This window comes from Bradyrhizobium sp. 191 (genome assembly GCF_023100985.1).
GTDB lineage: Bacteria > Pseudomonadota > Alphaproteobacteria > Rhizobiales > Xanthobacteraceae > Bradyrhizobium > Bradyrhizobium diversitatis.
Map to the genome: position 1 here is coordinate 538,909 of NZ_CP064692.1, position 23,627 is coordinate 562,535.

Consider the following 23,627-nt stretch of genomic DNA (forward strand, 5'->3'; position numbering starts at 1 on the left):
TTTTCACTGCTTGTCAGGTCGCGCCGAAGCGCGCCTCCTGACCGGCAATGGACCAGAACGCGACCAAAGAAACGACAGCGGAAGCGAGCAAGGAACAAGCTGGAAGCACCAGGCCGACCGCGGCGCGCACCGCTCTCGTCGTGCTCGGCCTGTGCTTCACGCTGGCGGTTCTTGGGCGCGGGCTTAGCGAGAGCTTCACCGTCTTCCTCAAGCCGATCTCCGAAAATCTTGGCTGGGACCGTGCCCAGGCCGTCTCGATCTATTCACTGACCTGGCTCGTCAGCGGGCTGACCGCACCGCTGGTCGGGCGCCTGTTCGATCATTCCGGACCGCGCATCGTTTATGCGCTCGGGCTGCTCCTGCTCGGTTCGGCCTTCCTGATCGCCAGCCATGCGCAAGCCCTCTGGCAATTCCAGCTGTCGATCGGCATCTGCCTCGGCATCGGCGTTGCCTTCATCGGCATTGTACCCAACTCGATCCTGCTCGGCCGCTGGTTCGGGCCGCGGCTGCCGACCGCCACGGCCGTAGTCTATTCGGCGATGGGCGGCGGCGTGCTGGCCTTGCTTCCGGCCTCGCAGCTTCTGATCGATCATCTCGGCTGGCGCGAAACCTATCAGGTCTACGGCCTCGCCGCGCTCGGGCTGCTGGTGCCGCTGCTGCTCCTGCCCTGGCGGGTGTTCGCGGCCGGCTCACCGCACGTCGCCAAGAAGAGCGATCCTGACTTCGTCGACAGCGGCTGGACGCTCGTGAGCGCGATGCGTCATCATGCCTTCTGGGCGCTGTTCTCGACCTTCTTCTTCACTGCGGTCGGCATGTATTCCATCGCGGCGCAGATCGTGGCCTATCTGATCGACGCCGGCTTCCCACCGCTCCAGGCTGCGACCGCCTGGGGCTTCTCTGGCGTCGTGCTGGTGTTCGGCATGCTCGGCGTCTCCGCGCTCGACGGACTGATCGGACGCCGGCCGTCGGTGCTGCTCAGCTACGCGATCTCGATCCTCGGCATCGTTCTGCTCTGGCTGCTGCAGTACTATCCGAACGTCATCCTGCTCACCGGTTTCGTCGTCTGCTTCGGCAGCATGATGGGCTCCCGCGGACCGCTGATCACCGCCACCGCGATGAAGATCTTTCGCGGCAAGCGCGTCGGCACCATCTTCGGCACGATCTCGATCGGCAGCGGCTTAGGCTCGGCCTTCGGCTCATGGAGCGGCGGCCTGATTCACGATGCAACGCACGGCTCCAATCTCCTGCTGGTCTTCGCACTTGCGAGCGTGATCCTCGGAATGATTCCATTCCTGGTCGTCCCCGCCTTGCGGGATTAGGTCTCCCCGACGTAACCTGCATCCCTTGGCGTCACCGGGATATTACGTACGAGCCCGAGGCGAACGCGCAAAAATGGCGGATCGCGCGCGGCTGAAAGGCCGGGCCTGCGGTGTTTTGTCCGACATGACAAAAATGTCAGCGCGGAATTGATCGTAGGTGGCTTGCGAGACGAAACTGAATACGATCCAAGTCGCAGCATTGGATGGAGGGCAAACCAATGGACTTTCCTTATCTCTCTCGCTTTCAACCGGTTCTGCTGAGCCTGTTTCGCTTCGTCACCGGCCTCTTGCTGTTCCAGTACGGCGTCGCCAAGCTGTTCAAGTTTCCGGTGCTTCCCTACTTCGCCAACATTCCGCCGCTGATCTGGACGGCCGGCGCGATCGAGCTCGCGCTCGGCGCGCTCCTGATCCTCGGCCTGTTCACGCGGCTCACCGCGTTCATCCTCTCGGGTGAAATGGCCTTCGCCTACTTCATGGGCCACATGTTCAAGGGCGAGACGCCGGTGCTCCTGCCGCTGCTGAACGGCGGCACCGCCGCGATCCTGTTCTGCTTCGCCTGTCTCTATCTCTCGGCGGCCGGCGGCGGCTCGGTGAGCGTCGATGCAGCGATGGGCAAGGAGAGCGACGCAGGCGGCGCCTATGCGCGGCGCTGACGCGCTTCGCCGGTTAACCTGAAAGCAAGACGGCACCGGCGGATCTGCCGGTGCCGGTCAGCGAGTCCCCAGCACGTTCCAGATGAGAACGAGGACCGCCACGAGCAGCACGGACATGATGATTCGGTGAACGAATCGATTCATGAGCGCTCCTGCCAGGCTGGCTGACCGCCAAAGCGAAAGACCAGTTCTCTCCGGCATCCGGATTGGCCCGCACCGACGCCTGTCGTCGGTTTGATTGAAGGCTTGCGCAGACGGTTGCACGGCAGCTTTCGCGCGGCGCGGTTCTGCGCGCGCATGTTCACGTTTGGTAAGAACTTCCTGCTACCCATGCGAGCAATAACAATCATTCCGTAGGGGCTGTGATGAAGCTGCTGAGCCATTTGAAGATCCGCACCAAGCTTGCCAGCATGGTCTGCCTTGCGGCTCTCACAGTCACGGCCATCATCGGCGTATCGGCTGTGCTCAGCAAGAGCCGCATGATGGAGGACCGCGTCCAGCAGATGCGGACCGCCGTCGAGCTCCTCTACAACTACGCCCAGGCACTCCAGGACGAAGTGACCGCCGGCAAGCTGACGCCGGCCGAGGCCAAGAGCCTGTTCCACCAGCGCGGCCGCCGCATGAACTTCAACGGCAACCAGGGCTATCCGGTGGTCTACAATCAGGACGGCTCCCTCGTCGTGAACGGCGCCAATCAGCAGCTCGAAGGCAAGATCACCGGTGCCAAGGATTCCAACGGTGTGCTGATCGCCGACGCCATCATCAAGGCCGGCAGCGAGACCGCGCAGGGCGGCGTCACCTCCTATCTCTATCCCCGCCCCGGCCAGACCGAGCCGGTCCGCAAGACCGTATTCGCACGCAAATTCGCGCCCTGGAACGTGACCATCAGCTACGGCCTCTATGTCGACGACATCGACGCCGACGTACGCGCGCTGACGCTGGAGCTCGGCGCAATCGGCGTCGGCCTGATGCTGCTGATGGCGGCGCTGTCCTGGCTGATCGCCCGCGACGTGCTCGGCGCGCTCGACCGCCAGAAGAATCGCATGCAGGAGATCTCCGAAGGCGCCATCGACAAGCCCGTCGAGGAGACCGATCGCGGCGACGAGATCGGCCGCATGGCCGAGACCCTTGAGATCCTGCGCCAGACGGCCTTGACGGCGCGCGCGCTGGAGGCCGAACAGGCCGCTACCAAGACGCGCACCGAACAGGAGAAGCGCGAGGCGCTGATCGCCCTCGCCGACCGCTTCGATGCCTCCGTCGGCCAGCTCGTCGGCCTGATGGCCTCCGGCTCCGGTGAGCTCGAGGCCACCGCCAAGTCGATGTCCTCGACCGCCGAAGGCACCAACCGCCGTGCGTCCGTGGTCGGCTCCGCCGCCACCGAAGCCAGCCAGCGCGTCCAGACCGTCGCAGCCGCCGCCGAAGAGCTCTCCTCCTCCATCACCGAGATCAGCCGCCAGGTCGCGCAATCCGCCGAGGTCACCGGCCGTGCCGTCGACAGTGCCCGCCGCACCGACACCATCGTGCGCGCACTGTCCGACGGCGCCCAGCAGATCGAGCACGTCGCCGAGCTGATCTCCAGCATCGCGGCACAGACCAACCTGCTCGCGCTCAACGCCACCATCGAGGCGGCCCGCGCCGGTGAAGCCGGCCGCGGCTTTGCCGTCGTCGCCTCCGAGGTGAAGTCGCTGGCGAGCCAGACTGCGGAGGCCACCCGCGAGATCGGCGACAAGATCGCCCAGATCCAGGGCGCGACCAAGGAGGCGGTGGACGCCATCGGCGGCATCACCGCCACCATCGAAGAGGTCAGCCGCATCGCCACCTCGATCGGTGCTGCCATCGAGGAGCAAGGCGCAGCCACGGCCGAGATCGCCCGCAGCGTCTCGCAGACCGCCGAGGCGACCAAGGAAGTCACCACCAATATCGGTGTCGTCTCCACCGCCGCCAACGAGACCGGCAACGCCGCCGGCATGGTGCTCGCTGCAGCGAGCAACCTCTCCAAGCAGGCCGAGCAGCTCTCCGGCGAGGTCGGAACGTTCCTGTCAGGTGTGCGCGCAGCGTAAGCTGCGCAGCATCTGGGGGCGGTCCGACCGCGACGCCGTGCATCGGCGAATCGATGCCTCGATCGAACCCGGCGGATCCCGCGAACACGGGCACGATCCATTTTTTTTGAATGCGTCGTCGCAAGCGCCGGCCGTTCGCCTGCGTATGCCTGTCCACGACTGCGCAGATTGCGCTGCGCCTGAACGCGCCATCTTCTCCGTTCAGGAATGGTAAGAATTTCCTGATACGGCTGCGCGAGAACAAGCATTCTACAACCGTTCCCGAGGCCGTCATGTCGCTGCTCAGTCACCTGAAGATCCGCACCAAGCTCGCCAGCATGGTCTGTCTCGCGGCGCTCACCGTCACCGCTCTCATCGTCGGGTCGAGCTATCTCAGCAAGACCCGCATGCTCGAAGATCGCGCACGCCAGATGCAGACGGCAGTCGATCTGCTGCACGGCTTCGCGCAATCGCTTCAGGACGATGTGACCGCCGGCAAGATGACGCTCGCCGATGCGCAAGCCCAGTTCAAGCTGCGCGGCCGGCAGATGAAGTTTGGCGGTGGCCAGGGCTATCCCGTCGTCTACACCGCCGATTCAACCGTTATGATGAACGGCGGCGCGCCTCAGCTCGAGGGCAAGAACAACGGGATCAAGGATGCCAATGGCATCGTGATCGGCGATGCCACGGTCAGCACGGCCAAGCAGGCGGCTGAAGGCGCGATCCTGTCCTATCTCTTCCCGCGTCCGGGCGAGACCGTTCCGGTTCGCAAACTGGTGTTCGCGCGCCACTTTGCGCCCTGGAACGTCGCGATCGCCTACGGCCTCTACGTCGACGACATCGACGCCGACGTGCGCGCGCTAACACTGCAGCTCGGTGCGATCGGCATCGGCCTGATGCTGCTGATGGCGGCGCTGTCCTGGCTGATCGCCCACGACGTGCTCGGCGCGCTCGACCGCCAGAAGAATCGCATGCAGGAGATTTCCGAAGGCGCCATCGACAAGCCCGTCGAGGAGACCGATCGCGGCGACGAGATCGGCCGCATGGCCGAGACCCTTGAGATCCTGCGCCAGACGGCCTTGACGGCGCGCGCGCTGGAGGCCGAACAGGCCGCTACCAAGACGCGCACCGAACAGGAGAAGCGCGAGGCGCTGATCGCCCTCGCCGACCGCTTCGATGCCTCCGTCGGCCAGCTCGTCGGCCTGATGGCCTCCGGCTCCGGTGAGCTCGAGGCCACCGCCAAGTCGATGTCCTCGACCGCCGAAGGCACCAACCGCCGTGCGTCCGTGGTCGGCTCCGCCGCCACCGAAGCCAGCCAGCGCGTCCAGACCGTCGCGGCCGCCGCCGAAGAGCTCTCCTCCTCCATCACCGAGATCAGCCGCCAGGTCGCGCAATCCGCCGAGGTCACCGGCCGTGCCGTCGACAGTGCCCGCCGCACCGACACCATCGTGCGCGCACTGTCCGACGGCGCCCAGCAGATCGAGCACGTCGCCGAGCTGATCTCCAGCATCGCGGCACAGACCAACCTGCTCGCGCTCAACGCCACCATCGAGGCGGCCCGCGCCGGTGAAGCCGGCCGCGGCTTTGCCGTCGTCGCCTCCGAGGTGAAGTCGCTGGCGAGCCAGACTGCGGAGGCCACCCGCGAGATCGGCGACAAGATCGCCCAGATCCAGGGCGCGACCAAGGAGGCGGTGGACGCCATCGGCGGCATCACCGCCACCATCGAGGAGGTCAGCCGCATCGCCACTTCGATCGGCGCGGCGATCGAGGAGCAAGGCGCAGCCACCGCCGAGATCGCCCGCAGCGTCTCGCAGACGGCGGAGGCGACCAAGGAGGTCACCACCAATATCGGTGTCGTCTCCACCGCCGCCAACGAGACCGGCAACGCCGCCGGCATGGTGCTCGCCGCGGCCTCGAACCTCTCCAAGCAGGCCGAGCAGCTCTCCGGCGAGGTCGGGACCTTCCTGGCGGGCGTGCGCGCGGCGTAAGCGCTCGTTCACCTCTCCCGGTTGCGGGAGAGGTCGCGCCCACCGGGTCGCGCCGAAGGCGCGCCCGATGACAGGCTCCGGCGCGGGTGAGGGCTTTCTCCTCTAGGGGATTTTCCCATCGCGGAGACACCCTCTCCCCAACCCTCTCCCGCAAGCGGGAGAGGGAGCGCATCTTACTTCGTGGCTGCAATCGAATCTGATCAATGACGAATTAAGACGAGCTCCGCCGCTATCGCCGCGCGAGGCTGCAACCGCTCGACAGCTGGCGCGTCGATCCCGTCGAGCCGTCATTGGACTGCGACGGGAATTCGTCGAACGGCGAGTTCTGCTTGCCGGTGTTGAACTCGAAGATCTTCCGGAACAGGCCGGGGGCCATCGCCGAAATCGGATTGACGCGCATCACCGGGGCCGCCGGGGTGCCGACGACCTCGTAGGTCACGCCGATCAGCCCCTCGTTGTTGCCGCCGCCGAGGAAGATGCCGAACAACGGGATCTGGCCGAAGATGTTGTTGACGCCGTACATCGGCACGAAGGTGCCGCTCATGCACACCTGGTTGCCGGGATAGTCGATCGAGCCCTCGATGGTGGCCCCGATCATCGGCCCCTTGACCACGCCGTCGCGGACCGTGAGCGCGCCGTTCTGCCGCGTGAACTCGGCGCGAAGCGCGCTGAAAGAGACGCCATTCCCGGTGCCGTTGGGCGCGCCGGCGGCAACGCGTTCGAGCTGCGCCTCGCCCTTCACCGTGAAGTCGCGCACATTGATCAGGCCCTCGCGCGCGGTGTTCGGCTCGGAGGTCGGCGGCTCCATCGCCACCACCATCTGGCCGCCGACCGCCTTGGTGTAGGTGTCGGTGAAGCGCAGCAGCGCGCCGGCATCGTTGGTCTGCAGATAGATCACCTCGCGGCTGCCCTGCGCGCGGCCGCCGCGCAGATCGGCTGCCACCGGTGTGTCGCGACCGATCTTGCCGCTCAGCGTGAAGGCTTTGACGGCGCCGTTGCGTTTCGACATCTTGGCATCGACGCTGCGCATGGCCTCGCCGTTGAATCCGGCGACGGCACCGAGCTTCACGTCGATGTCGAAATCGACGTTCTTCAGCTTGCTCTTGCCGTCGTCCTTGGAATTGCCTGAGATCGCCGACTTCAGGAAGCCGCGGCCGTCGAACACGTCGCCGCGCATGGTGCCGCGCACCACGCCGTCCTGGCTGCGCTCCACTTTGAGCGACGCCTTGTCGCCGTCGGACGGCGCATAGGTCGGGAAGTTGGCGTTCATGAGATCGCCGTTCGCGTCGATCTCGAGCGAGCCCTTGATCGAGGCTCCGCCACCTTCGATGACGATGTCCTCGAATCGCGTCGATTGCGCCGTCGGCACCACCTTGAAGGCGGCCTTGGCCGACTTGCCCGGCAGCTTGACCCAGCCGGGAAGGATGTTGTCGAGCTTGACCGAGGTCAGGTCGGCCTCGACGCCGAGCTTGGTCGTCTGATCCGGGCCGCTTGCGATCTTGCCCGAGAGCTTGATCGGCAACGATCCGCTGACGGCGGGGCTCAGATCGAATCCCAGGCGCGCACGGCTGGCATCGTCCAGCGTCGCCTGCAATCGGACGTCCGCGTCGCCCTCGGCCGGCTTGCGATAATCGAGCGAGGCCGCCTGGCCGTTGATCTTGACGTCGCCCTTGACCTGATAGCCCTGGTTGTTGGCTGAAATCTTGAGGTTGTTGGCCTCCAGCTTCTGGTTCATCACCAGCTTCTCGGCGGCAAAGCCGTTGAGGTCGGCGGTGACGGCATAGGTGGTGTCGGCCTTGGTCAGTTCGCCCTTGACCGGCATGCCGAGCTGGATGTTCGCCGAGAACGTCCCCTTGCTGGTGTTGGGATCGACAACGGTCGACGACAGATCGCTCAGGCGATCATTGGCGAGCATTTCAGCGGCCGCGGGCACCGGCCCGTCGACGCGAAACTTGGTTCGCGACGGCGACGGCTTGGGCGCCATGTCCGGCACCTCGAAGGTGAAGTCGGAGATCGTGATCTTGCGGCCGGCGGGCGTATCCGCAACGCCCTGCCCGATGTTCACGGTCGCAGTGCGCCCGGTCACGCGCGCCTTCAAATCGGCATCGCGCACCACCGGCATGCCGTCCACGGGGCGGACCGCGACACCGCTCGCCACGATGTTGACCGACAGGCCGTCGTCCGGAATCGGCGGGCCCCTGCGCGGGAGGTTCTTCGTCGGCGAATTGATGCCGATCTCGATGCGCTGGAGCGTACCGCGCTCGATCCGTTCGATCACCCATTCGCGCAGTTCGGGGACGATGAGCGTCGGCCACATCCGCTTCAAGGCCGAGGCCGACATCGGCGTTCCCGCAAAGCCCAGCGTCAGCCGCGGCTCGCCGGAATAGTCGATGGCACCGGTGCCGGCGACGCCGATCTCGCCATTGCTGATGTCCGCCTGCGTCAGCAAGAGACGCTTGTGATCCGTGTCGAAGCGGAATCCGATCGCAATGCGGTTGAAGACGAGCGGCGGCTCGTTGTCGATGCCGCCGAGCAGAATCGAACCGCCGCTGAAGCCGAGCTGCCAATCGTTGGTGGTGCCGTTGGGCGGCTCGAGATGAGCCAGCAGCGTCAGGCGGTTCGCGCCGGAGAGAATCTTGAACGGAGCGACCAGCACGCGCCGGTTGGCGTCCCACTCGACATTGATCTCGGCCGAGTCGATTGCCATCGGATAGTCGGGCGTGTCGGTGTCGATGATGTTGCCGGCGCCGACGGCGATCTTGCCGCGGAAGAAGGTCGGCACGCCGTCGCGGCCGAGCTCGCCCTTGAGTTCGCCGGTCAGCGGCAGGTCGGCGGTATAGGTGAAGTCCTTCACCCGCAGCGCCAACAGGATGTTGGAGGTCGAGACCTTGTCGGCCTTGATGTCGACGGAGCGCACGCCGTTCTCGGCGGGACCGATCGTGGCGCGCAGCATCCACGGGCGCGCGCCCTCCTCGCCGAGGCTGAGCGCGACGCCGCCGCGGCTCGGCCGGCGCAGGCTGAGCGTGATGTTCTCAAACGACCATTTGCTGCCGCGCTGCTGATCGTCGACGACCAGGTTGCCGTTCTTCAGACCGATCTCGTTGAGGTTCTGGCCGTCGAGGCCGGTCATGCTCAGACTGTCGAGCCAGTCGAGGCCCTGGAGGATGCCGCTCTGCGCTGTCGCCTGCGGTGCGGCTTGCGACACCTCCGGGCTCGCAGGCGCGGTCGCAAATGGCGGCGGCGGGACACCGCCACGCGGGAATGTCGGCGGCAGGCCGGCGTCCTTCTTGGACGCGACGCCGGTCGCGAGCGGCTTCGCGGTGTCGCCGGCCGACACGGTGACGGTGCCATCGGGCGCGATGCGGATCGCGAGCTCGGCATCGACGAGATTGAGGCTCTCGGCGCGCAGGTGCCCCATCAGGAGACCCGCACCCGACAGTTTCACCTCGGCCTTCGGCGCGCTGGCGACGATGGCGTGATCGCGATCGCGAACGATGATGTCTCGGATGCGGACGGCGATGCGGACCCGGCCGGCGCGCTCGATCTGGGTACCGCCGATCTCAACCGTGTTGCCATGGCCGATATTGTCCTCGATCGCGGCTGCCAGCCATGGCGTTGCGATGTCTAGATTGATGGGACCGGCGCCAAGCCGCCACCACAGCGCGCCGAAACAGCCGACGAAGATGACGAGCAGGGTGCCGAGAACCACCGCGATGCGCTTCAGCCAGCGACCACCACCCAGCCGGCGGCGCAACCCGCCGAATCCGCCACCGAAGCGATGAAAGCCCGAACCGGAACGCGCCAGCAGCCGCCGCGCGCGATGACCCGCCGCCGCTTCCTGATCCGGATCCCAGTCGGCGTCGTCCCATTCCTGCGGCTCATGTTGGCCGCCGCGCCGATCGAAATCCCGGTTGTAGTCCTGGGGCGACGTATTCCTTGCCATTGCTTCTCGATACAGGCGCCCGTCGTAGGATTGAGCGCCGCCGGGACCGCAGCCGGCCACAGGAAGCGATGCTCCCTGCGCCGGCACTGCCGCCATACCTCGTATATTCCTGCTGTTCGTCATTTCGCCCCGGGAGCGCGTTCAACGAGCAGTGGGGTGGTCGGTGGAATTCCTTGTAACCATACTCCGGCGTCGTCAGACTTGCCCAGCCGAGGGCGCGATTCCGGCACGCCGGACGAGAGCTGCAATACCGCTTCGGTTGACCCGCCGAAAGCGTCGAAAGGAAGGCGTATGTCCAAGAAATCCCGAAAGAAATCGTCCAAAACGTCCTCCGGCAGTTCGACCGCCAAAAAGAAGACCGCGAAAACGCGGGCACCGACTCAAGCAAAGTCCGCGAAAACACAGCGGACACCGGCAGGCAAATCAACCGGGACCATAGCAAAAGCAGGATCACATAAGGCCGCGTCGGAACAGTTAAATTCATCCAAAACGGCCTCTCCACCCGCTCAGGCGAAATCCGGCCCGGTCGAGGGCCAGAAGGCCCCCGCCTTCCGCCTGCCCCGCGATGGCGGCGACGTGGTCACGCTGGCGGACTATGCCGGGCGAAAGCTCGTCCTGTTCTTCTATCCCCGGGCCGACACGCCCGGCTGCACCCGCGAGGCGATCGATTTCACCCGTCTGGCCGGCGCCTTCACCGCCGCCGGCACGGCCGTGCTGGGCATCTCCGCCGATCCGTTAAAGGCCCAGGAGAAATTCCGCGACAAGCACAAGCTCGGCGTGCCCCTCATCTCGGATGAGAAACATGAGATGCTGGAGGCCTATGGCGCCTGGGGTCAAAAATCCATGTATGGCAAAAGCTTCCTGGGAATTCTTCGCACCACGGTACTGATCGGTCCCGACGGCCGGGTGGCCCGGAGCTGGCGCAATGTCCGGGTCGACGGCCATGCCGACGAGGTGCTGGAGGCGGCAAGGAGCCTTTAACCAGTCCTTCGAATTCGCCCGTTCCCGTTTCCACAAAATTAACCATGACCGGCCCAGATTGCTGCGGCAATTGAGCCGCAAGGAGCCCATCCGACCGGCGCGGGAGTGCCGATGTCGAAAAGTTCTGCCCAATACTCGCACTACCCCCAACATCATCCTCATGACCACGGACGCATCCTCCATCGCCGTCCGGCCGCCCCGGCGGCGGTAACCGCGCTTGCCCTGCCCGCCGCCGACGACGCCTACACCATCGTCCATGCCGGCAAGCAGGTCCGCTTCGGCCCTGTGGTATTCTGGATCGTGGTCGGCACCGTGGTGCTGCTCGGGCTGTGGTCGGCCGCGACGGCCACCTATTTTGCGTTCCGTGACGACGTCCTGACCCGGCTGATCGCCCGCCAGGCCGAGATGCAATATGCCTATGAGGACCGCATCGCCGAGCTGCGCGCCAAGGTCGACCGCGCCACCAGCCGCCAATTGCTCGACCAGGAGCAGTTCGACCAGAAGCTCGACCAGATCATGAAGCGCCAAACGGCGCTGGAGTCCCGGGCCACGGCGCTCGGAGCCATGCCCGACGTGACCGGCTCGATTCCCCGCTCTGCCCCGCAGCGCGGCGATGCTAGCCAGGCCACGCCGAAGCCGTCGCCGATCAGCGACACCGTCATCTTCGTGGCGCCGCCGGACCGCGAAGCGCGCCTCGAATCGCGCGCCCCGACCGTCGTGGCGCCGCCGACCAGCCAATTCGCCAGGAACAACGGTTTCGACAACGTGCTGGCCCGGCTCACGAACTCGCTCGACCAGGTCGAGCGGCGCCAGATGGCGGCGCTCAACGCCGTCGAGGAAAGCATGGATTCGCGCATGCGCCGCATGCGCGGCGTGGTCAGCGATCTCGGCCTGAACCTCACCCATCTCGAAGCTGCCGTGCCGCGCAGCGCAATGGGCGGGCCTTTCGTGCCGGTCAAGTTGACGGCCAATGCCGGACCGTTCGAGAAGCAGCTCTATCGCATCAACACCACGCGCGCCGAGATGGACCGTCTCAACCGCACGCTCGCGCTAGTGCCTTACCGCAAGCCCGTCATCGGCGAGGTCGAGTTCACCTCCGGCTTCGGCGTGCGCAGCGATCCTTTCCTCGGGCGGCCCGCGATGCATACCGGGCTCGACTTCCGCGCCGCCTCCGGCGATCCCGTTCGCGTCACCGCCAACGGCAAGGTGGTCTCGGCGGGCTGGTCCGGGGGCTATGGCCGCATGGTCGAGGTCGACCACGGCAACGGGTTGTCGACCCGCTACGGCCATCTCTCCGAGATCAATGTCAGGGTCGGCGAGATCGTGAAGATCGGCCAGGTCGTCGGCCTCGTCGGCTCGACCGGCCGCTCCACCGGTCCGCACCTGCACTATGAGACCCGCATCGAGGGCGAAGCAGTCGATCCGCAAAAATTCCTGCGCGCCGGCGTGCGGCTCAGCGCGGGTTAGGCTCGCGCTTTTTAGTTTCGCAGCGTCGGGTCTCCCGAGAACCAGAGAAGCGACTGGCGGCCGAGAGCTTACGCAGCAAGCCGAGTGCACGTCCGTCGATCACCAGCAGCGCGCTGCCGATGACGATCGCGCCAGCGATCTCGCGCATCGAGATCGGCTCACCCAGCACCAGCCAGCCCAGCAGGATGGCGGTGACGGGAATGAGCAGCGTCACCAGCATGACATTGGTCGCGCCGGAGCGCCGCAGGATCTGGAAGAAGACGATGTAGGCGAGCGCCGTCGACAGGCCGGCGAGGCCGAGCACCGCAAGCCATGTCGTGACGCTCGGCATCGGAAGACGCCAGGGCTGCTCCACCGCACCGGCGATGATCGCCATCATCACGGTGGACGCCATTAGTTGGAACGTCGCCGTTCCAAGAGGCGGGGAATCCTTCAGCAGCCGCCGCGCCGCCAGTGCCGCAAAGCCGTAGCTCAAGGCCCCGCCAAGGCAGAGGAGGATGCCGAGCCCCTGCCCCGGCCTTGCCTCGATGCCCCATCCGCGCAGGATGATCACGCCGAAGAGCCCCAGTGCCACTCCGGCCACGCGACGCATCTGCAACGCCTCCTCGCCCGCTGCTGCCATCACGAGAACCGCAAACAGCGGCGTGGTCGCGTTCAGGATCGACGCCAGCCCGCTCGGGATGAACGTCTGGCCGATCACGATCAGCGAGAACGGGATGGCGTTGTTGAGCAGCCCGATCGCGACGAACGGCTTCCAGCCAGTCGCTCCGATGGGAAAGCCGATGCCCTGCATGCGAAGCAGCGGCAGCAGAATGGCCGCGCCGAGCGCGACGCGCAGCAACACCAGCGTCAGCGGTGGCAATTCCCGTAAGGCAGCGCCGTTGAAGAAGAACGAGCCGCCCCAGAGGATGGAGAGCACGGCGAGCAGCGACCAGTCTCGTGCGTCGATCCGGCTGTCGTTCGGGGGCATGCGTCTCACCTTGACGGCCAAGTCTGTCCGCCTAGACCGGCGCGATCGACGGCGCCACCCGAATTCCGATGAAACAGAGGTTCACAAGGCCGATGCGCAAAGATGAACCAGACGATCGAAAATGCCCGCGTCGAGCCGCTACGGCGTCTTCGGCCGCGACACCAGCTCGATCATCCTGCCTTCGTCATCGTCGGGCATCTTCGCCGCCGCCTGCGCGTAGGCCTCGACCGCGGCACGTGCGACCAGCGGCTTGTCGGCCAGGAGGCTTTCGGCGAGCTTCACCGCGTAAGCGGCATCCTTGTGCCGCAGCGCCGCTGTGAAGGTCGCGCCGGAGAAATCGCGGGCGACCATGCGCTTGGAGTGACGCGCGACCTGCGGGCTTGCGGCCACGCCCGCCTGGATCGACTCCAGCACGAGGTTCATGTCGAGCCCGGCCTGCTCGGCGATGGCAAGGCCCTCGGCGAGACCGGCGATCTGGATCGCGCCCATGAGATTGTTGATGAGCTTGTAGACCGTGCCGGAGCCGACCGGCCCGAAATGGCGGATGGTCGAGCCGATTGGCGTCAGATAGGGCCGCGCGCGCTCGAGATCGGCCGCATCGGCGCCGGCGAGCAGCGTCAGCTTCCCGGCCGCCGCCGCGTCCGGCAATCCCGTCACGGGGCAATCGATATAGATCAACCCGCGCGCGTTGAGCTCGCGGCCCATCTCGCGCGCGTGGTCATGGGAAACGGTGGAGCATTCGATCGCGATGGTGCCGGCCTTCGCCGTCTTGGCCGCGCCCTTGGGCCCGAGCCAGACCGCGCGCGAGGCCTCGTCGTCGGCGACCATGGTCACGACCGCGTTGGCATCGATCGCCGCGTCCTCCGCCGAGGTCGCCCAATGCGCGCCGCGCGCGATCAGGTCTTCCGCCTTGGCCTTGCTGCGATTCCACAGCGTCACCGTGAAGCCGGCATCGAGATAGCGGCCGGCCATGCCGTGACCCATCCGCCCCAATCCGATGAAGGCGACACGGGGCATGGCTAGTCCACGTCCTCGATCTCGCCGGTCGTGGTGCCGAAGGCGCGCTGCGCCAGCGTCGCGGCCATGAACTCGTCGAGCTCGCCATCGAGCACGCCCGCGGTGTCGGAGGTCTGCACGCCCGTGCGCAGATCCTTCACCATCTGGTAGGGCTGCAGCACGTAGGAGCGGATCTGGTGGCCCCAGCCGATGTCGGTCTTGGCCGCCTGATCGGCGGCGGCCTTCTCCTCGCGCTTCTTCAGCTCCATCTCGTAGAGCCGCGCGCGCAGCATGTCCCAGGCCTGCGCCCGGTTCTTGTGCTGGGAGCGTCCGGCCTGGCAGACCACGGCAACGCCGGTCGGAATGTGCGTCAGGCGCACTGCGGATTCGGTCTTGTTGACGTGCTGGCCGCCGGCGCCGCCGGACCGCATGGTGTCGGTGCGGACGTCGGATTCCTTGATGTCGATCTTGATGCTGTCGTCGATGACGGGGAAGACCTGCACGCTCGAGAACGAGGTGTGCCGCCGCGCGTTGGAATCGAACGGCGAGATGCGCACCAGGCGATGCACGCCGGCTTCCGTCTTCAGCCAGCCATAGGCGTTGTGCCCGGAGACCTGGATGGTCGCGGATTTGATGCCGGCCTCTTCGCCCTCGGATTCTTCCAGGAACTCAACCTTGAAGCCGTGGTTTTCGGCCCAGCGCGTGTACATGCGCAGCAGCATCTGCGCCCAGTCCTGGCTCTCGGTGCCGCCGGCGCCGGCATGAACCTCGAGATAGGAATCGAAGCGGTCGGCTTCGCCCGACAACAACGCCTCGAGCTCGCGCCGCGCCACTTCCTTCTTGAGGTTCTTCAGCGCAGCTTCGGCTTCCCCGACGACACCGTCATCGCCCTCGGCCTCGCCGAGCTCGATCATGCCGATGTCGTCTTCGAGCTCCTGCTCGACCTTGCCGATTCCCGAGAGCGCATCCTCGAGCGAGGTGCGCTCCTGCATCAGCTTCTGGGCTTTCTGGGGATCGTTCCAGAGGTTGGGATCTTCTGCGAGCTTGTTCAGCTCAGCGAGGCGCGCCGTCGATTTCTCGACGTCAAAGATGCCTCCTCAGCAGCCCGACTGACTGCTTGATCTCTTCTACCAACCGTTCGATTTCGGCGCGCATGTCGTTCTCTGGTTTCGCGGAATGGTTCCGCAAGCAATTGAGCTGTGGATGTAGCGGCGGCGGCTGCAAAGCGCAACCGCCGGAACCGCGATCGTCTGTGTTGTCCTGAGCCTTAAAGCGCGATGCGAGTAGGATCAATCGTCATCGCGCTTTAGGTTGTTGTTTAAGCCTGATCTTTTCGGAAAACCGCTGCGCACTTTTCCGGATCATGCTTAGTACAGCCCGCCGGTGCCTGGCCGCATGAAGAAGCCGGAATCCGGCTGCTGCTGCTGCGACGCCGGCATGCGCCCGTCGGCGTCGGCAACGCCGATGACTGAATAATTGTCCGGCGGCGCGGTGCCCGGCTTGAAGGCTTCGAGGATGGTCCCGCCCGTCTCGCCGGGGCCCGCGCGCATGCCGGTCTTGGCGACGACGCGGACCAGCTTGATGCCGGCCGGCACCTTGAACGGAACGGCCGGCTTGTCGGCGAGCGCAAGCTTGAGGAAATCGCGCGCGATCGGAGCCGCCAGATGGCCGCCGGTCGCGGCATTGCCCCGACCCAGCGGACGCGGCTTGTCGTAGCCCATGTAGATGGCGACGGCGATATCGGGCGAGAAGCCGACGAACCAGGCGTCCTTGGCCTCGTTGGTGGTGCCGGTCTTGCCGGCGACGGGTTTGCCGACGTCCTTGATGACCGTGGCCGTACCGGCCTGCACCACGCCCTCCATCAGCTCGGTGATCTGATAGGCGGTCATGGAGTCCAGCACCTGCTCGCGGCGGTCGATCAGCTGCGGCTCGGGCTGGTTCTTCCAGCCGCCCGGCGCGTCGCAGCCGCGGCATTCGCGCTGGTCGTGCTTGAAGATGGTGTGGCCGTAGCGATCCTGGATGCGGTCGATCAGCGTCGGCTTCACGCGGCGGCCGCCATTGGCGAGCATCGAGTAAGCCGTGACCATGCGCATCGCCGTGGTCTCGCCGGCGCCGAGCGCATAGGAGAGATAGTTCGGCAGCTCGTCGTAGACGCCGAAGCGGCGGGCATATTCGCCGATCAGGGGCATGCCGATGTCCTGCGCGAGGCGCACCGTCACGGTGTTGAGCGACTGCCGCAACGCGTTGCGCAGCGTTACCGGTCCCTGGAACTTGCCCGAGGAGAAGTTTTCAGGCCGCCACACGCCGGCGCCCTGGCCCTGGTCGATTTCGATGGGCGCATCGAGCACGACGGTCGAGGGCGTATAGCCGTTGTCGAGCGCGGCCGAATAGACGATCGGCTTGAACGACGAACCCGGCTGCCGATAGGCCTGCGTGGCGCGATTGAACTGACTCTGGTCGAACGAGAAGCCGCCGACCATCGCGAGCACGCGGCCGGTCCAGGGATCCATTACCACCATGGCGCCGGAGACCTCCGGGATCTGGCGGAGCCGGTACTGGCCCTCGACGGGCTGGCCGTCCTTGTAGAGCGGATCGGCATAGATCACGTCGCCGGGCTGAAGCACCTGAGACACGGCCGTCGGCGTCTTGCCCTTCGTGCCGCCCTGCAGGGCCCGCGCCCAGCGCACGCCGTCGACAGTGACGATGCCAGTCTCACGCTGCTTGCTGATGGCGCCGCCGAGCTCGCGGCTCGGCTGGAAGCCGATGCGCGCCGACTGGTCGCTGGTCTCCAGCACCACCGCCATGCGCCATGGCGAGATGTCGGAGAGCGATTTGATCTCGGCGAGCTTCACGCCCCAGTCGCCCGAAACATCGAGCTTGCTCATGGCGCCGCGATAGCCCTGCTGCTCGTCGTAGTTCACGAGGCCGGCGACCATGGCCTTGCGCGCCATGACCTGGATCTTCGGATCGAGCGTGGTGCGAACCGACAGGCCGCCTTCGTACAGCTTCTTCTCGCCATAGCGTTCGAAGATGTCGCGGCGGACTTCCTCAGCGAAATATTCGCCGGCGAAGGTGTGGGCGCCGTTGGACCGGCTGGTGACGGCCAGCGGCTCCTTGCGCGCCTTGTCGGCGTCGGCCTGCTTGATCCAGCCGTTCTCCAGCAGACGGTCGATCACGTAATTGCGGCGCTCGATGGCGCGGTCGCGGTTACGGACCGGATGCAGCGTCGCCGGCATCTTCGGCAGCGCCGCCAGATAGGACGCTTCGGCCACGGTCAGCTCGTTCACCGACTTGTCGAAATAAACCAGCGAGGCGGCCGCGATGCCGTAGGCGCCGAGGCCCAGGTAGATTTCGTTCAGGTACAGCTCGAGGATCTTGTCCTTCGAGTAGGTTTTCTCGATGCGCATTGCCAGCAAGGCTTCCTTGATCTTGCGGGCGAAGGAGACCTCGTTGGTCAGCAGGAAGTTCTTGGCGACCTGCTGGGTGATGGTGGACGCACCCTGCGGGCGGCGGTTGGAGCCGTAGTTCTGCAGATAAAGCAATCCGGCGCGCGCCATGCCGGTGTAGTCGATGCCGCCGTGCTCGTAGAAATTCTTGTCCTCGGCGGCCAGGAACGCGTTGATCACGAGCTTGGGCACGGCCTGGATCGGCAGATACAGCCGCCGCTCCTTGGCGTATTCGCCAAGCAGCGAACCGTCGACCGCGTGCACGCGGGTCATCACCGGCGGCTCGTAATCCTGAAGCTGAGAGTAGTCCGGCAAGTCCTTGGAGAAATGCCAGATCAGGCCTGCCACGGCCCCGACACCGACAAGGAACACCACCGTTCCCGCGGCGAACAGGAAGCCCATGAACCGCACCAGCAAGCGCATTATCTGTTTATCCGTTCAAACTCTGGATCAGCCCAGTATCAGCCCCATGGCGACCCCAAATGGCCGCCAACCTCACGTCGCGAATTCGCCGGCCTACGCAATCACATCAGTGCCGGACTTCCGACGCTTGCCGAGCAGGATTCTCGCCGATTCCGACCCCCTGCGGGGTTTTTATAGAGCGTCCGCTGTGGCCAAACTAGGGCCTTTGGATCAGGCGGGATCAACCCATTCAGTTCGGAGTTCCGGCCGTGGCCATCCGCTTGGTCAGAAACCCGTCGATCGCCTGCGCCATCGAGCCCACGGCACGCGACCGCCACCCCTCGGAGACCAGATGCTCGAGATCCCCCTTATTGGAGACATAACCGATCTCGACCAGCACCGAGGGCACGTCCGGCGCCTTCAGCACCCGGAAGCCGGCGGACTTCAGGGGATGCTTGTGCATCCGTACCGTCGCCTTCATTTCACCCATCAAAAGGCGGGCGAAACGGTTTGAAAAGGTGCGGGTTTCCCTCTGCGTGAGGTCGATCAGGATATCGGCGACGTCGTTGGGCTCCTCCGCGAGGTTGAAGCCGGCAATCGCATCGGCCCTGTTCTCCGCATCCGCCAGCCGCTGGGCCTCGGCATCGGACGCCTTATCTGAGAGCGTATAGATCGTCGCGCCCTGTGCATCGCCCTCGGCACGAGGCAGCGCATCGGCATGAATCGAGACGAACAACGCCGCCTTCTGGTTGCGGGCGATCTTGGTCCGGTCGCTGAGGGGGATGAAGGTGTCGTCGTCCCGCGTCATCACCACGCGGTATTTGCCGGCCTTTTCCAGCTTGTCGCGGAGTGCCAGGCCAAACGCGAGCACCAGGTTCTTCTCGCTCTCGCCCCCCGACTGCGTGCCGTTGTCGATGCCGCCATGGCCGGGATCAATCACGACCACCGGACGGTCGTCGGTCTTCTGCTGAGTGGCATCCGCGGTTGCCTTGGCGGGAACCGTGGCAGGCGGCGCCTCGGCGATCGCGGGCCGCAACTCGGGACGGTTCTCAGGGGGAAGCGATGCCACGAAGGCGGCGCGCTCGATTTCCTCCAGCTCGAGCACGAGCCGGGCCGGCTGGCCGTTGGCGGCTTCGACCACGTAGGAATTGGCGATCTTTGCCGGCCCCGTCAGGTCGAACACGATTCGCGAGCCGCCGGGCATGACCAGCCCATAGCGGAACGCCTTGATCAGCCCCCGTCCCCCGCTTCCGGTGCCGGCGGGCAGCTGGAAATTCACTTGCGGCACGTCCACCACCACGCGGAACGGGTCGGCCAGCGTGGCGGTGCGGAAGGTAACGGTCCGGTCGAGGTCGAGGATAAAGCGGGTCTGCTTGCCATCGCCGGCCAGCCGGGCGGCCGAGGCCACCGGAAAATTCGCTGCGGCAACAACGGGCTGCGGCTGGCTTTCCGCGGCAATGAGGCGCGAGGAATCAGCACACGGCAATGCCGCGGTGCACAGCAACACGCCTCCCAGCAAAACCCGTCGATTCGTGCGGCTCGCCACCGATTCCGTGCCTCCGAGCAGCCCTCTTAACGCAATAGAACCACAGGGTTAATCGCTCCCTAATGACAGAAGCGCGAAATTCGGCGACTGTGACCGCCGTGCGACGCTTCCCTTGCACGGATGGCTCATTCCTCGTATGTACGGAATGCTGACGGCCGATATTTCAGGTTGTGTCGCATTCAGCCTCCCGGCGCTGCGCCGGAACTCCCAAGATTTGGGGATTCCAGCGTTTTCCGCTTCCCTCTAAGACCAGCGCGGTGCGCGGCAGCGAGGTGGAGCGGGTCAGGCACCGGCGGTGGACGGTCTCGGGTTACCACTCATCTTACCGAGACGGTTCTGACGGCGGCGTAACCCATTACCCGGTCCCTTGATCCCAAGGGAGCGGTTCGTGATCCCCCAAGGCGAGCGCGCTCGCGCCGTGCCTGGCCAGCAGCAACTGATTGAAGGGCGGCCTCGCCGCCCAATGTTTCATACGGGCCGACGCTTGATGCGCCAGACTGTGCCGACGAAATCTGAAGGACCATTCGCGACGCTGCGGAGTGACAATCCCGCGCGTCGCAACGGTCCTGAAGCTTCCGGTTCGGCAAGGCGCGAGAGACGGCGTTTCGGCCTTCCCCTCACCCCCGAATCAGGTGGACCGTCGCGTCACCCGGCGGCGCGATACGCGCCCATGGTTTATCGCGTCCGCCGCCGCCAAGAGTTAAGACATGCCCAACAAGATGTTGATCGATGCCACCCACCCGGAAGAGACCCGGGTCGTCGTGGTCCGCGGCAATCGCGTCGAAGAGTTTGATTTCGAAACGGCGCAACGCAAGCAACTGCGCGGGAATATCTACCTCGCCAAGGTCACAAGGGTCGAACCCTCGCTCCAGGCCGCCTTCGTCGAATATGGCGGCAATCGCCACGGCTTCCTCGCCTTCAGCGAAATCCATCCCGACTATTATCAGATCCCGGTCGCCGACCGGCAGGCGCTGATCGAGGCAGAGGAACAGGCCCATCGCGAGGCCGAGGAAGAGAGCGAGAACCGCTCGCACGGCCGCCGCCGTTCGCGCCACCGCAACGCCCGCCGCCGCGGTCATGGCGAGCGCGTGCGCAGCGACATCGTCGAAGGCCTCGAGGTCGGCGCCGATCCCGCAGCCCAGCCCTCGGAGGGCGAAGCTCCGCACACGGAAGGCGTGCCGTACGAGGGCGAGCATCTGCACGCCCATGCCGAGCACCGCGGCGAGCACGAAGGCCACGACCACGATCAGGGCGAACCTGCTCATGGCGAGCATGATCACGACGATCATCATGCCCATGATGACGAGCACGCCCGTGATCACGATCACCAGCGCGATCATCACGACCACGATCACCACCACCATGATCATCACGACCATGATCATGCCGACGAGACGCCCGCGCCCGTTGCGGCCGTCGGCGCCGAGTCCGTGGTCGCGACCGAGGCCGCTGCCGAGCCCCAGGATGCCCAAACCTTCGAAGCCCACATTCCTGAAGCGCATGCGGAAGCTCTGGCTGAGGCCGTGACATCGGCCGCCGAGCCGGCCGATGGGATGTACGCCGACGGCGAGAATGCCGAGACGTCCGCCGAGGCTGCGGAAGCAACCAGCGAAGAAGACGAAGACGAGGACGAGGACGGCGAGGAAGCCGAAGAGGAAGTCGTCGAATCCGTCGGCGGCGACGATGTGCTGGAGGAAGTGCCGGAGCGCACCTTCCGTCCGCGCCGTCAGTACAAGATCCAGGAAGTCATCAAGCGGCGCCAGGTGATGCTGGTGCAGGTGGTCAAGGAAGAGCGCGGCAACAAGGGCGCGGCGCTGACGACCTACCTCTCGCTCGCCGGCCGCTATGCCGTGCTGATGCCCAACACCGCGCGCGGCGGCGGCATCAGCCGCAAGATCACCAGCGCGCAGGATCGTTCGCGCCTGAAGGAAGTGGTGCAGGATCTCGACGTGCCCGAGGGCATGGGCATCATCCTGCGCACGGCAGGCGCTTCCCGCACCAAGCCCGAGATCAAGCGCGACTTCGAATATCTGATCCGGATGTGGGAAACGGTGCGCGACCTCACGCTGAAGTCGCAGGCCCCGACCCTCGTCTACGAGGAAGGCTCGCTGATCAAGCGCTCGCTGCGCGACCTCTACAACAAGGAAATCGACGAGATTCAGGTCGCCGGCGAATCCGGCTACCGCGAAGCCCGCGATTTCATGAAGATGCTGATGCCCGCCAATGTCGGCGCGGTGAAGCAATATCGCGACGGCCAGCCGCTGTTCTCGCGCATGGGCGTCGAGAGCCAGCTGGACGCGATGTTCTCGCCGACCGTGCAACTGCGCTCCGGCGGCTACATCGTGATCAACCAGACCGAAGCGCTGGTCTCGATCGACGTCAACTCCGGACGATCGACGCGGGAGCACCATATCGAGGACACCGCGCTCAAGACCAATCTGGAAGCGGCCGAAGAGGTCGCCCGCCAGCTCCGGTTGCGCGACCTCGCGGGCCTGATCGTCATCGACTTCATCGACATGGACGAGAAGCGCAACAACCGCGCGGTTGAGCGCAAGCTGTCCGATTGCCTCCGGCAGGATCGGGCGCGCATCCAGGTCGGCCGCATCTCGCATTTCGGCCTGCTCGAGATGTCGCGCCAGCGCATCCGCGCCAGCGTGCTGGAGAGCTCGACCGATCCGTGCCCGCATTGCGGCGGCACCGGCCACGTCCGCTCGGTATCTTCCGTGGCGCTGCAGCTGCTGCGCGGCCTCGAGGAGATCCTGATGAAGGGCGCGACCCACAATCTCGTGGTCCGCACCCGCACCGACGTCGCGCTCTACGTGCTGAACCACAAGCGTGGTCATCTGCGCGACCTCGAGAACAGCTTCAAGGTCACGCTGTCGGTCATCGCCGATCCCACCGTCAGCGGACCGCAGGCATATGTGATCGACCGCGGCGAGCAGGTGCATACGCTCGAAGCGGCCAAGGCGCTGCTCGCTGCGCAAGTGGCTGCGAGCCCGCCGCCACAGGCCGAAGAAGCCTATGACGACGAGGATGGCTTCGACCTGGAGACCGAATCCGAGGTCGAGACCGACGAGACCGAAGGTCTTGCTGACGAGCAGGCTGCCGGCGAGGCAGCCTCCGAGCAGGACGGCCAGCGCCGCAAGCGCCGGCGCCGCCGGCGCGGCCGCGGCAGCCAGCGCGAGGGCGAGTTGCGCGAGGATACCGCCCCCACGCTTCCCGAAGCGGCCGTGATGGCCGGTGAAGGTGAGGACGATACCGAGTCCGAGCAGGACGGCGAGGAAGGCGAGGAACAGGCAGCCCGTGGCGAGCAGCAGGGCAACGGCGAGCGCCGGCGTCGGCGTGGTCGCCGCGGCGGACGCCGCCGTCGCGGTGGCGGCGAGGAAGGTCTCGCCGGCTCCATCGGCGACGAGCTCGGCGCCAGTCAGCCGTCGGAGGCGACGGACGCGGTTGCTGATTTCGACGGCTTCGGCAGCGAGCCTGCGCCCTCCATCGCACAGGCCGAGCATATCCAGGCCGAGCACGCCATCGAGCCGCAAATCGCGCAGCCCGAACCGCGCGCCGAGGTGCGGACCGAGGCGCCGGCCCAGCCGGAGCCGGCTTCCGCCACGATGACGGCAACGTCAGAGGAGGAGTCCGCCGGCGACAAGGCCGCGCGGCGCCGCTCCACCGTCCGTGAAAAGGTGAGCTTCCTGCTGAACAGCCAGCCCGAGCCGGCAACGCCGGTGGCGCAGGTGACCGAAGAACCGGTCGCTGCGCCCGTGCCGGCACCCGCGCCTGCGCCGGAGCCTACAAGCGAAACTCCGGCGGCCCCACGCCGCGCCGGCTGGTGGTCGCGCCGCTTCGGCGGCGGTGAATAACAGGGACATCCACGAAA

The 23,627-nt window shown here is 65.9% G+C and carries 14 protein-coding genes; 7 read left to right on the forward strand and 7 right to left on the reverse strand.

Annotation, left to right across the window (positions count from 1 at the left end):
- The first annotated feature begins 47 nt into the window (after positions 1–47).
- The 4 genes from IVB23_RS02525 to IVB23_RS02540 all read left to right on the forward strand — a co-directional run bounded on the left by IVB23_RS02525 (position 48) and on the right by IVB23_RS02540 (position 5,999).
- Complete coding sequence (locus IVB23_RS02525; RefSeq protein WP_247802382.1) at positions 48–1,319, forward strand: MFS transporter; 1,272 nt, start codon at positions 48–50, stop codon at positions 1,317–1,319.
- A 218-nt stretch (positions 1,320–1,537) separates the two neighbouring features.
- Complete coding sequence (locus tag IVB23_RS02530; RefSeq protein ID WP_247802383.1) at positions 1,538–1,972, forward strand: DoxX family protein; 435 nt, start codon at positions 1,538–1,540, stop codon at positions 1,970–1,972.
- A gap of 365 nt (positions 1,973–2,337) precedes the next feature.
- Positions 2,338–4,032: a methyl-accepting chemotaxis protein gene (locus IVB23_RS02535; RefSeq protein WP_247802384.1), complete on the forward strand. Its 1,695-nt coding sequence runs from the start codon at positions 2,338–2,340 to the stop codon at positions 4,030–4,032.
- A gap of 272 nt (positions 4,033–4,304) precedes the next feature.
- Positions 4,305–5,999: a methyl-accepting chemotaxis protein gene (locus tag IVB23_RS02540; protein WP_247802385.1), complete on the forward strand. Its 1,695-nt coding sequence runs from the start codon at positions 4,305–4,307 to the stop codon at positions 5,997–5,999.
- 229 nt (positions 6,000–6,228) lie between these two features.
- Here the strand turns inward: IVB23_RS02540 and IVB23_RS02545 are convergent, their stop codons facing one another.
- Entirely contained in the window at positions 6,229–10,038 is a 3,810-nt protein-coding gene (locus tag IVB23_RS02545; RefSeq protein ID WP_247802386.1) for a DUF3971 domain-containing protein, read from the reverse strand.
- Between the two features lie 195 nt (positions 10,039–10,233).
- Here IVB23_RS02545 and IVB23_RS02550 point away from each other — a divergent pair, with 195 nt between their 5' ends.
- Positions 10,234–10,923 carry a redoxin domain-containing protein gene (locus tag IVB23_RS02550; protein WP_247802387.1) on the forward strand — a complete coding sequence of 230 codons (690 nt, stop codon included), beginning with the start codon at positions 10,234–10,236 and terminating at the stop codon, positions 10,921–10,923.
- A 111-nt stretch (positions 10,924–11,034) separates the two neighbouring features.
- Complete coding sequence (locus tag IVB23_RS02555; RefSeq protein ID WP_197488802.1) at positions 11,035–12,390, forward strand: M23 family metallopeptidase; 1,356 nt, start codon at positions 11,035–11,037, stop codon at positions 12,388–12,390.
- Here IVB23_RS02555 and IVB23_RS02560 read toward each other — a convergent pair.
- From IVB23_RS02560 to IVB23_RS39385, 6 genes are all read right to left on the reverse strand, one after another.
- Positions 12,377–13,360, reverse strand: a complete 984-nt coding sequence (locus tag IVB23_RS02560) for a DMT family transporter (protein ID WP_247802388.1) — start codon at positions 13,358–13,360, stop codon at positions 12,377–12,379. The genes IVB23_RS02555 and IVB23_RS02560 overlap by 14 nt on opposite strands.
- Before the next feature lie 138 nt (positions 13,361–13,498).
- The gene (locus IVB23_RS02565) at positions 13,499–14,377 is read right to left on the reverse strand and encodes an NAD(P)-dependent oxidoreductase (protein WP_247802389.1); all 879 of its coding nucleotides are present in this window, start codon (positions 14,375–14,377) and stop codon (positions 13,499–13,501) included.
- Positions 14,378–14,379: 2 nt separating this feature from the next.
- Positions 14,380–15,511, reverse strand: a protein-coding gene (gene prfB, locus IVB23_RS02570; protein WP_156505456.1) for a peptide chain release factor 2 whose coding sequence is annotated in 2 segments (ribosomal slippage) — positions 14,380–15,441 and positions 15,443–15,511 — 1,131 coding nt in all. Because the reading frame shifts where the segments join, the coding sequence is not laid out codon by codon here.
- Positions 15,512–15,723: 212 nt separating this feature from the next.
- Positions 15,724–18,225, reverse strand: a complete 2,502-nt coding sequence (locus tag IVB23_RS02575; protein WP_028177224.1) for a penicillin-binding protein 1A — start codon at positions 18,223–18,225, stop codon at positions 15,724–15,726.
- A gap of 229 nt (positions 18,226–18,454) precedes the next feature.
- Entirely contained in the window at positions 18,455–19,750 is a 1,296-nt protein-coding gene (locus tag IVB23_RS02580) for an N-acetylmuramoyl-L-alanine amidase (RefSeq protein ID WP_247802390.1), read from the reverse strand.
- A gap of 617 nt (positions 19,751–20,367) precedes the next feature.
- Positions 20,368–21,252 carry a hypothetical protein gene (locus IVB23_RS39385; protein ID WP_276578560.1) on the reverse strand — a complete coding sequence of 295 codons (885 nt, stop codon included), beginning with the start codon at positions 21,250–21,252 and terminating at the stop codon, positions 20,368–20,370.
- Between the two features lie 21 nt (positions 21,253–21,273).
- Here IVB23_RS39385 and IVB23_RS02585 point away from each other — a divergent pair, with 21 nt between their 5' ends.
- Positions 21,274–23,610, forward strand: a complete 2,337-nt coding sequence (locus IVB23_RS02585; protein WP_276578561.1) for a ribonuclease E/G — start codon at positions 21,274–21,276, stop codon at positions 23,608–23,610.
- Positions 23,611–23,627: the final 17 nt, after the last annotated feature.

Excerpts from the sequence above, each read along its gene's own strand:
- IVB23_RS02525 (WP_247802382.1), top strand. The coding sequence starts at position 48 with ATGGACCAGAACGCGACCAAAGAAACGACAGCGGAAGCGAGCAAGGAA.
- IVB23_RS02530 (WP_247802383.1), top strand. The coding sequence starts at position 1,538 with ATGGACTTTCCTTATCTCTCTCGCTTTCAACCGGTTCTGCTGAGCCTG.
- IVB23_RS02535 (WP_247802384.1), top strand. The coding sequence starts at position 2,338 with ATGAAGCTGCTGAGCCATTTGAAGATCCGCACCAAGCTTGCCAGCATG.
- IVB23_RS02540 (WP_247802385.1), top strand. The coding sequence starts at position 4,305 with ATGTCGCTGCTCAGTCACCTGAAGATCCGCACCAAGCTCGCCAGCATG.
- IVB23_RS02545 (WP_247802386.1), bottom strand. The coding sequence starts at position 10,038 with ATGGCGGCAGTGCCGGCGCAGGGAGCATCGCTTCCTGTGGCCGGCTGC.
- IVB23_RS02550 (WP_247802387.1), top strand. The coding sequence starts at position 10,234 with ATGTCCAAGAAATCCCGAAAGAAATCGTCCAAAACGTCCTCCGGCAGT.
- IVB23_RS02555 (WP_197488802.1), top strand. The coding sequence starts at position 11,035 with ATGTCGAAAAGTTCTGCCCAATACTCGCACTACCCCCAACATCATCCT.
- IVB23_RS02560 (WP_247802388.1), bottom strand. The coding sequence starts at position 13,360 with ATGCCCCCGAACGACAGCCGGATCGACGCACGAGACTGGTCGCTGCTC.
- IVB23_RS02565 (WP_247802389.1), bottom strand. The coding sequence starts at position 14,377 with ATGCCCCGTGTCGCCTTCATCGGATTGGGGCGGATGGGTCACGGCATG.
- IVB23_RS02575 (WP_028177224.1), bottom strand. The coding sequence starts at position 18,225 with ATGCGCTTGCTGGTGCGGTTCATGGGCTTCCTGTTCGCCGCGGGAACG.
- IVB23_RS39385 (WP_276578560.1), bottom strand. The coding sequence starts at position 21,252 with ATGCGCTTCAGGAATGTGGGCTTCGAAGGTTTGGGCATCCTGGGGCTC.